The 12,678-nt window shown below is 75.8% G+C and carries 11 protein-coding genes and 2 pseudogenes; 11 read left to right on the top strand and 2 right to left on the bottom strand.

The window, feature by feature from the left end; genetic code table 11:
• The first annotated feature begins 7 nt into the window (after positions 1-7).
• The 5 genes and pseudogenes from cbiE to ACOJTC_RS24805 all read left to right on the top strand — a co-directional run.
• Positions 8-1,264 carry a precorrin-6y C5,15-methyltransferase (decarboxylating) subunit CbiE gene (gene cbiE, locus ACOJTC_RS24825; RefSeq protein ID WP_420118694.1) on the top strand — a complete coding sequence of 419 codons (1,257 nt, stop codon included), beginning with the start codon at positions 8-10 and terminating at the stop codon, positions 1,262-1,264.
• On the top strand, positions 1,261-3,024 hold the full coding sequence (gene cobJ / locus ACOJTC_RS24820; protein WP_420118693.1) for a precorrin-3B C(17)-methyltransferase: 1,764 nt from the start codon (positions 1,261-1,263) through the stop codon (positions 3,022-3,024). Before cbiE ends, cobJ begins: the two co-directional genes overlap by 4 nt.
• The gene (locus ACOJTC_RS24815; RefSeq protein WP_420118692.1) at positions 3,021-3,251 is read left to right on the top strand and encodes a 4Fe-4S binding protein; all 231 of its coding nucleotides are present in this window, start codon (positions 3,021-3,023) and stop codon (positions 3,249-3,251) included. The genes cobJ and ACOJTC_RS24815 overlap by 4 nt, the downstream gene beginning before the upstream one ends.
• A gap of 46 nt (positions 3,252-3,297) precedes the next feature.
• Complete coding sequence (locus ACOJTC_RS24810) at positions 3,298-3,891, top strand: precorrin-8X methylmutase (RefSeq protein WP_420118691.1); 594 nt, start codon at positions 3,298-3,300, stop codon at positions 3,889-3,891.
• A pseudogene (locus ACOJTC_RS24805) lies at positions 3,888-4,918 on the top strand (sirohydrochlorin chelatase); the annotation flags it as partial. The gene ACOJTC_RS24810 and the pseudogene ACOJTC_RS24805, both read left to right, overlap by 4 nt.
• Here ACOJTC_RS24805 and crcB read toward each other — a convergent pair.
• Both crcB and ACOJTC_RS24795 read right to left on the bottom strand, forming a co-directional pair.
• A complete protein-coding gene (crcB, locus tag ACOJTC_RS24800) occupies positions 4,876-5,238 on the bottom strand; it encodes a fluoride efflux transporter CrcB (protein WP_420118690.1) in 363 nt (120 codons plus the stop codon). The pseudogene ACOJTC_RS24805 and the gene crcB overlap by 43 nt on opposite strands.
• On the bottom strand, positions 5,235-5,795 hold the full coding sequence (locus ACOJTC_RS24795; protein ID WP_420118689.1) for a FluC/FEX family fluoride channel: 561 nt from the start codon (positions 5,793-5,795) through the stop codon (positions 5,235-5,237). The genes crcB and ACOJTC_RS24795 overlap by 4 nt, the downstream gene beginning before the upstream one ends.
• Positions 5,796-5,999: 204 nt before the next feature.
• On the opposite strand from ACOJTC_RS24795, the gene paaI reads away from it, so the two are divergent.
• The 6 genes and pseudogenes from paaI to ACOJTC_RS24765 all read left to right on the top strand — a co-directional run bounded on the left by paaI (position 6,000) and on the right by ACOJTC_RS24765 (position 12,232).
• The gene (gene paaI, locus ACOJTC_RS24790; protein WP_420118688.1) at positions 6,000-6,488 is read left to right on the top strand and encodes a hydroxyphenylacetyl-CoA thioesterase PaaI; all 489 of its coding nucleotides are present in this window, start codon (positions 6,000-6,002) and stop codon (positions 6,486-6,488) included.
• 188 nt (positions 6,489-6,676) lie between these two features.
• A complete protein-coding gene (locus ACOJTC_RS24785) occupies positions 6,677-8,212 on the top strand; it encodes an ABC transporter substrate-binding protein (RefSeq protein WP_420118687.1) in 1,536 nt (511 codons plus the stop codon).
• Positions 8,213-8,221: 9 nt separating this feature from the next.
• Positions 8,222-9,166, top strand: coding sequence for an ABC transporter permease (locus ACOJTC_RS24780; RefSeq protein WP_420118686.1), 945 nt, complete (start codon positions 8,222-8,224; stop codon positions 9,164-9,166).
• The gene (locus ACOJTC_RS24775) at positions 9,163-10,104 is read left to right on the top strand and encodes an ABC transporter permease (RefSeq protein WP_420118685.1); all 942 of its coding nucleotides are present in this window, start codon (positions 9,163-9,165) and stop codon (positions 10,102-10,104) included. The genes ACOJTC_RS24780 and ACOJTC_RS24775 overlap by 4 nt, the downstream gene beginning before the upstream one ends.
• Positions 10,101-11,096 (top strand): annotated as a pseudogene (locus ACOJTC_RS24770) (ABC transporter ATP-binding protein); the annotation flags it as partial. The gene ACOJTC_RS24775 and the pseudogene ACOJTC_RS24770, both read left to right, overlap by 4 nt.
• Positions 11,097-11,194: 98 nt before the next feature.
• Complete coding sequence (locus ACOJTC_RS24765; RefSeq protein WP_420118684.1) at positions 11,195-12,232, top strand: ABC transporter ATP-binding protein; 1,038 nt, start codon at positions 11,195-11,197, stop codon at positions 12,230-12,232.
• The last annotated feature ends 446 nt before the right edge of the window (positions 12,233-12,678 follow it).

The following is a 12,678-nucleotide window of genomic DNA, read 5'->3' as shown; positions in this document are numbered from 1 at the left end:
CGCCGCCCTGGCCGGGGCCGGGTTGGTCGTCGGGGCGGCCCGGCACCTGGCCGCCGTGCCGGTGCCGGCCGGCGTCGACCCCGTCACCCTCGGTCCGCTCGCCCCGGCGCTGGCGCGGCTCGCCGCCGCGCACGCCGCCGGGGTTCCGGCCGTGGTGCTGGCCAGCGGCGACCCCGGCCTGTTCGGCGTGGTACGCCGGCTGCGCGCCGCCGCGCTGCCGGTGCGGGTGCTGCCGGCGGTGTCCAGTGTGGCCGCCGCGTTCGCCCGCGCCGGGCTCGACTGGGACGGCGCGGTGGTGGTCACCGCCCACGGCCGGGAGTTGGGCCCCGCGCTCCACGCCTGCCGGGCGCTGCCCGCCGTCGCCGTGCTGACCGCACCGGACGCCGGGGCGGCCGAGATCGGGGCCGGGTTGACCGGGTGGTCCCGCCGTCTGCTGGTCGCCGAACACCTCGGCACCGCCGCCGAGCTGGTCACCTGGACCACCCCGCAGGAGGCCGCCACCCGGGCCTGGGCCGACCCGCACGTCCTGCTCAGCCTGGCCGCGACCGACGGTGACCCCGGGGCGCGGCCCGCCCGGCGTACCGGCACCGCCGAGCGGGGCGGGGTCACCGGCCGGTCGGGTGACACCGGCCCGGCGGACGATGGTGCTCCGGTCGGCGATGACGCTCCGGTCGGGGTTGGGCGGGTGCGGGCGGACAACCAGCCGGCCGCCGCGCCCGCCGCCGGCTGGGCGCTGCCCGAGTCCGCGTACCGGCACCGGGACTCGATGATCACCAAGGCCGAGGTGCGGGCCCTGGCCGTCGCCCGGTTGCGGCCCCGGCTCGGTCGTCTGGTCTGGGACGTCGGCGCGGGCAGCGGATCGGTGGGCATCGAGTGCGCGTTGCTCGGCGCGGCGGTGATCGCCGTGGAACGGGACCCGACGGCACCGGTTGCCGGCAACGCCGCCCGGCACGGCGTCGACGTCCGGGTGGTGACCGGTGCCGCGCCGGCCGTCCTGGCCGGGCTGCCCGACCCGGATGCCGTCTTCGTCGGCGGTGGCGGGACCGACGTGCTGAGCGCCGTCGCCGACCGCCGCCCCGACCGGGTGGTGGTCACCCTCGCCGCGCTGGACCGGGTCGCCCCGGCCGTGCACCTGCTGCGCGCCGCCGGCTACACGGTGACCGGCAGCCAGCTCGCCGCCGCCCGCCTCGCCGACCTGCCCGGCGGGTCCGTCCGACTCGCGGCCACCAACCCGGTGGTCGTCCTCACCGGGGAGCGTCCGTGACCACCACCGCACCACACCGGCACCGGGACACCCCCGGCACCGGCCCGCACCGGGTCGGGCTCGTCGCGGCCACCGCCGCCGGTCGCCGGCACGCCCGGACCCTGGCCGCCGCCTGGCCGCACGCCCGGCTGGTCGAGGCCGACGGGGTCGCCGACGCGCTGCGCACCGCGTGGACGACGTGCGACGCGGTGGTGGCGTTCCTGGCCACCGGTGCGGTGGTCCGGGTGCGGGCGCCGCTGCTCGGCGACAAGCGCACCGATCCGGCGGTGGTGGTGGTCGACGAGGCCGCCCGGCACGCCGTCGCCCTGCTCGGCGGCCACGCGGGGGGCGCGAACACGCTCGCCGCCGAGGTGGCCGCGTTGCTCGACGCCCGGCCGGTGGTCACCACCGCCACCGACGCGGTCGACCTGCCCGGCCTGGACACCCTCGGCTGGCCGGTCGAGGGGGCGGTGGCCGCGGTGTCCCGGGCGATCCTCGACGGCGAGCCGGTCCGGCTGGTCGCCGACGCGGTGTGGCCGCTGCCCGCCCTGCCGCCCAACGTCCACCGTGAACCGCCCACCGGGGAACACCGGGCCGTCGGGCCCGACCCGGAGGGCGGGTACCGGGTGCTGGTCACCGACCGGGTGGTGCCGGTCGACGACCGTACCGTCGTGCTGCGGCCCCCGTCCCTGGTCGCCGGGGTCGGCTCCAGCCGGGGGGTGCCCGCCGCCGAGGTCGACGCGCTGCTGCACCGGGCGCTCGCCGACGCCGGTTTGAGCCCGGCCAGCCTGCGCTGCCTGGCCAGCGTCGACGTGAAGGCCGACGAGGAGGGCATCCGGGCCACCGCCGACGCGCTCGGCGTACCGCTGCGGACCTGGCCGGCGGCGGAGCTTTCGGCGGTGGACGTGCCGCACCCCAGCGAGGTGGTCCGGGCCGCCGTCGGCACGCCCAGCGTCGCCGAGGCGGCGGCGTTGCGCGACGGCGGCACCCTGCTGGTGCCCAAGACCGCCTCGGCGATGGCCACCGTCGCGGTCGCCCGGCACGCCCCGCGCGGCCGGCTGGCGATCGTCGGCCTCGGCCCCGGCGCGGCCGACCTGCGCACCCCGCGCGCGGTGGCCGAGTTGCGCCGGGCCGCCGTGGTCGTCGGCCTCGACGAGTACGTCGACAAGGTCCGTGACCTGCTGGGGCCGGGCACCCGGGGGCTCGCCAGCGGGCTCGGCGCGGAGGAGGAACGGGCCCGCAGCGCCGTCGCCGAGGCCACCGCCGGGCACGCCGTCGCGTTGGTCGGTTCCGGCGACGCCGGGGTGTACGCGATGGCCAGCCCCGCCCTGGAGTACGCCGACGAGCGGATCGACGTGGTCGGGGTGCCCGGGGTGACCGCCGCGCTGGCCGCCGCCGCGCTGCTCGGCGCGCCGATCGGCCACGACCACGTCTACCTGAGCCTGTCCGACCTGCACACCCCCTGGGCGGTGATCGAACGGCGGGTCGCCGCCGCCGCCGAGGCGGACCTGGTGGCCCTGCTCTACAACCCGCGTAGCCGGGCCCGGGACTGGCAGCTCGGCGCGGTGCTGGCGACGTTCGCCGCGCACCGGCCGCCGCAGACCCCGGTCGGGGTGGTCCGCAACGCCAGCCGCCCCGACGAGCAGGTCCACCTGGCCACCCTGGCCACCTTCGACCCGACCGTGGTCGACATGTACGGGCTGGTGGTGGTGGGCAGTTCGCAGACCCGGCTGGTCGGCGGGCGGATGGTCACCCCCCGGGGTTACCGGTGGCGCGGATGACCCCCGTCGTGCCGGTGCCCGGTCCGGCCGTGGTGCCGCCGCCGGTGGTGATCGACGCCTGCCAGGGCTGCGGGGCCTGCCTGCTGACCTGCCCCACCCACGCGATCCGCCCGGTGCCCGGCGGCCTGACCGTGCTCGCCGACCGCTGCACCGGCTGCCTGGAGTGCCTGGAGATCTGCCCGGTGGACGCCATCCGGACCGTCACCGACCGACGAGGAGCGCCATGACCAGCACCCACCCGGCCCGCTGCCGGCCCACCCCGGGAGGTGGCCGGTGAGCCGGGTCGTCCACCCCATCGAGCAGGAGTCGTACCGGATCCTGCGCGAGCGGGTCGACCTGGGCGGCCTGCCGCCGCTGACCCGGGCGGTCGTCGAACGGGTGGTGCACGCCAGCGCCGACCTCGACTACGTCACCGACCTGGTCTGCGACGAGGCGGCGCTGGCCGGCGGGCTGGCCGCGCTGCGCGCCGGGGCACCGGTCGTCACGGACGTGGCGATGGTGGCCGCCGGGATCACCGGCGCCGGGCGGGAGATCGTCGGCCCGGTCGCCGCCCCGGCCGCCGCCGCGCGGGCCCGGCAGACCGGGTCGACCCGGTCGGCGGCGGCGGTGCGGATCGCCCTGGACCGGGTCGGCCCGGGGGCGGTCTGGGTGGTCGGCTGCGCGCCGACCGCGCTCGTCGAACTGATCGCGGTGCACGCCGCCCCGGCGCTGGTGGTCGGGTTGCCGGTGGGCTTCGTCGGGGCCGCCGAGTCCAAGGCGGCGTTGCGGGCCAGTGGCCTGCCGGCCGTGTCCAACATCGGCGAGAAGGGTGGCTCGGCGGTCGCCGCCGCCGCCCTCAACGCCCTGCTCTACCTGGAGGAAACATGACCGCACTGGTCATCGTCGGGCACGGCACGCGCAGCGCGGCCGGGGTCGACCAGTTCGCCGCGCTCGTCGACCGGGTGCGGGACCGGGCGGGGGCCGCCGTCGGTGACGTCGAGGGCGGGTTCATCGAGCTGTCCCGGCCGCCGCTGACCGACGCGGTGACCGCGCTGGTCGGGCGCGGGCACCGGGCGCTCGTCGCGTTGCCGCTGGTGCTCACGGCCGCCGGCCACGGCAAGGGGGACATCCCGGCCGCGATGGCCCGCGAGCAGGAACGCCACGCCGGCCTGACCTACCGGTACGGGCGACCGCTCGGCCCGCACCCGCTGCTGCACACCGTGCTGGAGCAGCGGATCGACGCGGCGCTGGCCGGGGCCGACCGGGCCGGCACCTGGGTGGCGTTGATCGGGCGGGGCGCGACCGACCCGGACGCCAACGCCGAGGTGGCGAAGGTGGCCCGGTTGCTGTGGGAGGGGCGTGGGTACGCGGGGGTCGAACCGGGGTTCATCTCGCTGGCCGAGCCCTCGGTGCCGGCGGTGCTCGACCGGTTGCGCCGGCTCGGTGCCCGGCGGATCGTGGTCGCCCCGTACTTCCTGTTCGCCGGGGTGCTGCCGGACCGGATCGTGGCGCAGTCGCAGGCGTACGCCGCCGACCATCCCGACCTGGACGTCCGGGTAGCGGACCTGATCGGCGACTGTGACGCCCTGGCCGACCTGGTGCTGGAGCGGTACGCCGAGGCGCTGCGCGGGGACATCCGGATGAACTGCGACACCTGCGCCTACCGGGTGCTGATGCCGGGCTTCGCCGACAAGGTGGGCCGCCCGCAGACCCCCCACGACCACCCCGACGACCCGGTCGACGGCCACGGCCACCACCACCATCACGGCCACCAGCACGGCCGCGACCACCAGCACGGCCACGACCACCAGCACGAGCACGACCACGCGTACGGCCCGGGGCAGGCGGCGGCCCCGGTCCGCTGAGCGCCGGTCAGCCGGCCAGCGCGCGGGCCAGGGCGAAGCCGAGCGTCGCCGCGCCCAGCCCGGCGACCACGCTGACCAGCACGTTGGCCAGCGCGGACCGGCGGTCGCCGGCCCGCGCCAGCCGTACCGTCTCGTAGCCGAAGGTGGACCAGGTGGTCAGCGCGCCGCAGAAACCGGTGCCGACCAGCGCGGTCACCGCCGGAGCGGCGGGCACCCCGGTCACCACGCCGAGCAGCAGCGACCCGGCGACGTTGACGGTCAGCGTCCCCCACGGGAACCGGGAGCCGTGGCGGGCCTGCACGGCCCGGTCGGTGAGGTAGCGCAGCGGCGCGCCCAGCGCCGCGCCGAGCGCGATCAGCAGCACGCTCACCGGGCCTCCCGCCGGCCGGGCCGTTCCGCCGTCGGTGCCGGGTCGCCCCGGCCTGGCCCGCGCCCACCCCGGTCGGCCCCCGGCCGGCGGCGGTCGGCGCGGTCCAGCAGCCGACCGGCCAGGGCGTCACCGGCCGTGACGGCCGCGAGCCCACCGAGCAGGGTGGCGACCAGGTAGGCCAGCGCCGTCCCGGCGGCCCCGGCGGCCAGCGCCCGGTGGACGTCCATCGCGTACGCGGAGAAGGTGGTGAACCCGCCGAGCACGCCCACCCCGAGCAGCGGCCGGACCAGCGGGCCGGCCCGTCGTCGGCCGAGCACCGCCATCAGCGCCCCGATCAGCAGACATCCGGTGACGTTGACCGTGCAGGTGGACCAGGGAAAGCCGGTCGGGGAGTGTGGCAGGGCGGCCTGCACCCCGGCGCGGGCGAGCGCCCCGAGCGCCCCACCGGCGGCGATCACGCCCAGCACGGCGGCCGGGTGCGCGGCCAGTTCGCCCCGGTCGGCCGGGACCCGCAGGTCGACGTCGGGATCGACGCGCCGCGACGACGGTGACGTCATCGGTACCTCCCCACCAGTATCGCCGAGCACTGGCAGGGACCGTTGGCGCGTCCGCGCGGTTCTCCCGGTCGGGCCGGGACGGCGGGCCCCACCGCCGACTCGTCCGTGAGCATAGTCCGGCCGGCCCGGGTGCCGTGGCGCGTACGGTCGGCGGGGCGGCCGGCCCGGGTGCCGGTCGTCGCGCCACGACCGTCAGGAGGAGCAGTGCCGGACCGTAGCCCGTACCCCCGTGGAGCGGAACCCGCCGGGCGGGCCGACGGCGCTGCGGTGCCGCCGGCCCGGACCGCGGCCCACGACATGTTCGACGCCGACGTGGCATCCCGGGGACTCGGCATCGAGCTGGTCCACGCCGCCTTCGGCACGGCGGTGGCCCGGATGCGGGTGACCGCCGGGATGGTCAACGGTCACCGGATCGGCCACGGCGGGTTCGTCTTCCTGCTCGCCGACACCGCCTTCGCGCTGGCCTGCAACACGCACGGCCCGGCCACCGTCGCGGCCGGCGGCGAGATCAGCTTCCTGCGCCCGGTCCGCGAGGGGGACCTGCTGACCGCCTCCGCCACCGAACGCGTCAGGTACGGCCGCAGCGGCATCTACGACGTCACCGTCACCCGCGACGGCGAGGTGGTGGCCGAGTTCCGGGGACGCAGCCGCACCCTCGCCCGCCCCGCCGACGACCGGCCGGGCGAGGTTTGACCGGCGCGCGGCGGGAGAAACGGAGGGGTACGGACGCGTCCGCTGTGCACCCTCCACCCGCGACGGTCGTCGAAAACGCTGAATTCCGGGCTTTCACCCCGGTTTGGTCGGATTATATTGACATCGCCCTCCCTGTCGGAGAAGACTCGCCCTTCTGATCTGCCAGGCGACGAAGGGTGACCGAGTCCATGACCAGATCGACGATCGTCGCGGCGGCGCTCGCCGTCGCCCTGACCGCGCTGGCCGGCTGCGACGCCGGTGAGAGCGTCGACGTCGACGGCGGCTCCACCGCCGGGGGATCGACAGGCGGCACGCTCACCGCCGCCATCGGCGGCGAACCCGACCAGCTCGACCCGCACAAGACGTCGGCCTACTACAGCTTCCAGGTGCTGGAGAACGTCTACGACACCCTGGTCGAGCCGGACGCCGACCTGAAGATGGGGCCCGCGCTGGCCACGAAGTGGACCACCAGCAGCGACCAGCTCACCTGGACGTTCACCCTCCGCGAGGGGGCCCGGTTCTCCGACGGGTCGCCGCTGACCGCACCGGACGTCGTCTATTCCTACCAGCGGATCATCAACGAGAAGCTGAACGCGGCGTACAAGTTCGCCACCGTCAAGACGGTGACCGCGCCCGACCCGGCCACGGTGGTGGTCACGCTGACCGCGCCCACCCCCAACCTGCTGGCCAACCTCGGCGGCTTCAAGGGCGTCGCGATCGTCCAGAAGGCCAACGTCGAGTCGGGCGCGATCAAGACCCGGCCGGTGGGCAGCGGCCCGTTCACCGTCGCCTCCTACACCTCCGGCGACACCATCAGGCTGACCCGCAACGACGCCTACTGGGGGCCGAAACCGAAGCTCGACGGGGTCACCTTCACCTTCGTCAAGGACCCGACGGTGGCCCTGCAGAACCTGCGCGGCGGCGAGGTGCAGTGGACCGACAACCTGCCACCCCAGCAGGTGCCGACCCTCAAGGAGGACGGCGCGCTGACCGTCGCCACCACCCCCTCGACCGACTACTGGTACCTCGCCCTCAACGAGGCACGCAAGCCGTACGACGACGTGAACGTGCGCCGCGCCGTCGCGTTCGCCCTGGACCGGGAGGCGATCACCAAGGCCGCCAAGTTCGGCCAGGCCACCGCCAACCAGACCGCCATCCCCAAGGGCAGCTCCTGGTACTACGACTACGCGCCGTACCGGCACGACCCGGAGCAGGCCCGGCAGTTGCTCGGCGGGGCCGGCGTCAGCGGCCGCACCATGGACCTGATGGTCACCAGCGAGTACCCGGAGACGGTCACCGCCGCCCAGGTGATCGCCGCCCAGTTGAAGGACGTCGGGATCACCGTGAAGATCCGTACCCTGGACTTCGCCCAGTGGCTCGACGAGCAGGGCAAGGGGAACTTCGACGCCTTCCTGCTCGGCTGGCTGGGCAACATCGACCCGGACGAGTTCTACTACGCCCAGCACCGCACCGGCGGCACGTTCAACTTCCACAAGTACAGCAACCCCGCCGTCGACACCCTGCTCGACCAGGCGCGCACCCAGACCGACGAGGCCGTCCGCAAGCAGACGTACGAGCGGGCCGCGAAGCAGATCGTCGACGACGCCAGCTACGTCTACCTCTACAACCCGGACGTGGTGCAGGGCTGGTCGGCGAAGGTCACCGGCTACCAGGTCCGCTCCGACCGGGCGATCCGGTTCCGCGACGTCGCCCTGAACCGCTGAGGGGGCGAGGTGGGACGCTTCGTCCTGCGGCGGCTGCTCCAGTCGGTCGTCGTCCTGCTCGGGGTGACCCTGGTGGTCTTCCTGCTGCTGCAACTGGTCCCCGGCGACCCGGTGCGGGTCTCCCTCGGCACCCGCTTCGACCAGCAGACCTACGACGCGCTGCGGGAACGCTCCGGGCTGGACCGCCCGCTGGTGGTGCAGTACCTCAGCTACGTCGGCAACGCGCTCACCGGTGACCTCGGGGTGAGCTTCCGCAGCGGCCAGCCGGTCACCACGATCGTGCTGCAACGACTGCCCGCCACCCTGTCGCTGGCGGTGACCGCCGTGCTGCTCGCCCTGCTCGTCGCCTTCCCGCTCGGGGTGCTCTCCGCGGTGCGCAGCGGCTCGCTCGTCGACCACGCCGCCCGGGTGTTCAGCCAGTTCGGCGTGTCCGTCCCCGACTTCTGGATGGGCATCATGGGCATCCTGCTCTTCGCCGGGGTGCTCGGCTGGCTGCCCCCGTCGGGGTACGTGCCGCTCACCGACGACCCGGTGGGCTGGGCGTCGCACGTCGCGTTGCCCGCCGCCGCCGTCGGCCTGGTCACCGCCTCCATCCTCACCCGGTTCATCCGTTCCTCGGTGCTGGAGGTGCTCGCCGAGGACTACGTCCGCACCGCCGAGGCCAAGGGGCTGCGCCCCCGGGTGGTGGTCGTGCGGCACGTGCTGCGCAACGCGCTGATCCCGGTGGTCACCGTGGTCGGCGTGCAGTTGGCCAGCCTGGTCGGTGGGGTGATCGTGATCGAGGTGCTGTTCGCCTGGCCGGGCGTCGGTCGGCTCACCTACGACGCCGTCCAGGCCCGCGACTATCCGGTGCTGCAGGGCGCGGTGCTCTTCGTGGCCACCCTGTTCCTGCTGATGAACCTGCTGGTGGACGTCCTCTACGCCCGCCTCGACCCGAGGATCACGCTGCGATGAGCGCCGGGGACCGGGCGACGCCCCCCGCCGCCCCGCCGGTCGACGACCGTCCGTCGGCGACGGCCGCCGAGCCGGGCACCCTGCGCCGTGCGCTGACCGCGCTGCGGCACGACCCGCCGGCCGTCGCCGGCACGGTGGTGCTGCTGGTCCTGCTGGTCGTCGGGCTGGCCGGGCAGTGGCTCGCGCCGGCCGGGACCAACGACGTGGACGTCGAGGAGATGCTGCGCCCACCCAGCGGCGCGCACCCGGTCGGCACCGACGAACTCGGCCGCGACGTGCTCAGCCGAGTGCTGGTGGCGGCCCGGGTGTCGTTGCAGGTGGGCCTGGTCAGCGTCGGCATCGCCCTGGCCGTCGGGGTCACCGTCGGCCTGCTCGCCGGCTGGTACGGCGGCTGGACGGACAACGTCCTCATGCGCGGCATGGACGTGCTGTTCGCGTTCCCGGTGCTGCTGCTCGCCGTGGCGATCGTCGCGGTCCTCGGCCCGGGGCTGGTCACCGCGATGACCGCCATCGGGGTGGTCTACACCCCGATCTTCGCCCGGGTGACCCGGGCCGGGGTGCTCGCCGTACGGGAGCAGGTCTTCGTCCGGGCCGCCGTCTCCATCGGCACCTCCGACCTGCGCATCCTGCGCCGGCACGTGCTGCCCAACATCGCCGCCCCGCTGATCGTGCAGACCTCGCTGTCGTTGGCCTTCGCGATCCTGTCCGAGGCGGCGCTGTCCTTCCTCGGGCTGGGCGTCCAGCCCCCCGCGCCGGCCTGGGGCCGGATGCTCTACGACGGGCGCGGTTTCGTCACCGACGCCTGGTGGCTGGGGTTCTTCCCCGGTGCGGCGATCTTCCTGACCGTGCTCGCGTTCAACCTGGTCGGTGACGCCCTGCGCGACGTGCTCGACCCCCGTCAGCTCACCGTGAGCGAAGCCCGCAGGAGCATCCGATGAGCGGACCCGCCGTACCGTCGCCACGGGTCGACGGGGACGCGCCGGTGCTGGAGATCAGCGACCTGACGGTCACCCTGGGCACCCGCAACGGCCCGGCCCGCGCGGTCGCGGGCGTCGACTGGTCGGTGGCCCCCGGCGAAACCCTCGCCCTGGTCGGGGAGTCCGGCAGCGGCAAGAGCATGACCGTGCTCGCCGCCACCGGACTGGCCCCGCGCTCCGCCACCGTCACCGGCCGGGTCCGGCTGCTCGGCCGGGATCTGACCGGCATGTCCGGGCCGGACCGTCGCCGGTGGCGGGGCCGGCACGTCGGCTTCGTCTTCCAGGACCCGATGACCACCCTCAACCCGGTGCTGACCGTCGGCCGGCAGGTCGCCGAGGCGTGCGAGGAACACCTCGGGATGAGCCGGCGACAGGCCCGCTCCCGCGCCGTCGAGCTGCTCGACCTGGTCGGCATCCCGGCACCCGGCCGGCGGGTGGACGCCCACCCGCACGAGTTCTCCGGCGGGATGCGGCAACGGGTCGTCATCGCGATGGCCCTGGCCTGCGAACCGGCCCTGCTCATCGCCGACGAGCCGACCACCGCGCTGGACGTCACCACCCAGGCGCAGATCGTCGACCTCGTGGCCGACCTGCGCCGTCGGCTCGGCACCGCGGTCGTCTGGATCACCCACGACCTTCCGGTGGTGGCCGGGATCGCCGACACCGTCGCGGTGATGTATGGGGGACGGATCGTCGAGCAGGGCCCGGTCGACGCGGTCTTCGTCACGCCGGGGCACCCGTACACCCGGGCCCTGCTGGCGGCCCGGCCCCGGCCCGGCGCGCCGGGGGAGGACCTGGCGGCGATCCCCGGCGCGCCGCCCAGCCCGCTCGACCTGCCACCCGGGTGCGCGTTCTGGCCCCGCTGCCCCGTGCGCGGGGACGCCCGCTGCGCCCACGAGCTGCCGCCGCTGGTCCCGATCGCCCCCGCCCACCGGGTCCGCACCTTCTATCCCGCCCCCGCTGCCGAGGCCCGGGACGACGCGGCCGGGCGTCCCGCCGCCGGGGCCCGGTCCACCGCCGACGACCCGGACCAGCCCACCCCGGAGGACCGATGAGTACGGGAACGATCGCCGAACTCGACGACCTCACGGTCTGGTTCCCCAGCCCCGGTGGCCCACCGGTGCGGGCGGTGGACGGGGTGTCGCTCACCGTACGGTCGGGCGAGACCCTGGGCCTGGTGGGGGAGTCCGGCAGCGGCAAGTCCACCACCGGCCTGGCGCTGCTGCGGCTGGTGGCCCCGACCGGCGGCCGGCTCGTCGTCGGCGGGCAGGACGTCACCGGCTGGTCGCGTCGCCGGCTGCGCGGGCTGCGCCGCCGGGTGGCCATGGTGTTCCAGGACCCGCAGGCGTCGTTGGACCCGCGCCGCACCGTCGGCGCCAGCATCGCCGAACCGCTCGTCGTGCACCGGCTGGCCCGCTCGGCCGACGCCCGCCGGCACCGGGTCGCCGAGCTGCTCGACCTGGTGGGCCTGCGGCCGGAGACGGCCGGCCGGCACCCGCACGAGCTGTCCGGCGGCCAACGCCAGCGGGTCGGCATCGCCCGCGCGTTGGCCGGGGAACCCGACCTGATCGTCCTCGACGAACCGATCGCGTCGCTCGACCTGAGCGTGCAGGCGCAGATCATGAACCTGCTGCGACGGCTGCAACGCGACCTCGGACTCACCTACCTGTTCATCGCGCACGACCTGGCCGCGGTGGAACACCTCAGCGACCGGATCGCGGTGATGTACCTGGGTCGCATCGTGGAGACCGGCACCCCGGCGCAGCTCTGGCGGGAACCGGCGCACCCCTACACGGCGGCGCTGCTGTCGGCGGCCCCGGTGGCCGACCCCCGGGTGGAACGGCACCGGCGGCGCATCATCCTCACCGGTGACCTGCCCAGCCCGACCGATCCGCCGAGCGGCTGCCGGTTCCGTACCCGCTGCCCGCAGGCCCGTCCCGCCTGCGCCGAGACCGACCCGCCGCAGGTCGAGGTGGGTCCCGACCACCGGGCCGCGTGCCTGTTCGCCGGGGAGGCGGTACGCGCCATGCGCGCCGAACCGCCCACCCCGGTCACCGACGGCGACGGGTCAGGCGGCGCGCGCCGGTAACGGTACGGCGGGACGCGGCAACCCCTCCCCACGTCGTCGCCGGCCGGTCACCGGCCCCTGAGCAGCGGCGACAGCGGACGGTCGGGACGGCAGCGGCACGACGACAGTCAGTCGCCGGCCGGCCCGGCCCGGCCGTTGCGGCAGCGCCGCCGGACGTCCGGTCACGGCCGCCGCCCACCCGGGCCGCCCGCCGTCGGTGTCGCCGGACCCCCGGCCCGGCTCGGGGCGTCGGGCGACCCCGGGCAGGGCTGTCGGCTGCCGAGATCCCCGGTCGAATACTCCGTCACCCGTGGGCAGGCTGCGCAGGAGCTGCCCGGCCACCCCGGCGGCGGCAGCCGCCCGACCCGCCCCGGGCCACTGACCGGCGGACCCCACGCGCTGCGTCCCCGCCCCCTGACCGGCGGACCCGGCGCGGTGGACCGGTTCCGCCGCACGGGCGACCCCCG

Origin of the sequence: Micromonospora sp. (genome assembly GCF_048594385.1) — a bacterium.
In the GTDB taxonomy this organism is placed as follows: Bacteria; Actinomycetota; Actinomycetes; order Mycobacteriales; family Micromonosporaceae; genus Micromonospora; species Micromonospora wenchangensis.
Note: the sequence above shows the minus strand (reverse complement) of the source record. Positions and strands in the feature narration are given on the sequence as shown.

Coding starts and splice junctions, on each gene's coding strand:
- ACOJTC_RS24815 (WP_420118692.1), top strand. CDS start 3,021: ATGACCCCCGTCGTGCCGGTGCCCGGTCCGGCCGTGGTGCCGCCGCCG.
- ACOJTC_RS24795 (WP_420118689.1), bottom strand. CDS start 5,795: ATGACGTCACCGTCGTCGCGGCGCGTCGATCCCGACGTCGACCTGCGG.
- ACOJTC_RS24785 (WP_420118687.1), top strand. CDS start 6,677: ATGACCAGATCGACGATCGTCGCGGCGGCGCTCGCCGTCGCCCTGACC.
- ACOJTC_RS24775 (WP_420118685.1), top strand. CDS start 9,163: ATGAGCGCCGGGGACCGGGCGACGCCCCCCGCCGCCCCGCCGGTCGAC.
- ACOJTC_RS24765 (WP_420118684.1), top strand. CDS start 11,195: ATGAGTACGGGAACGATCGCCGAACTCGACGACCTCACGGTCTGGTTC.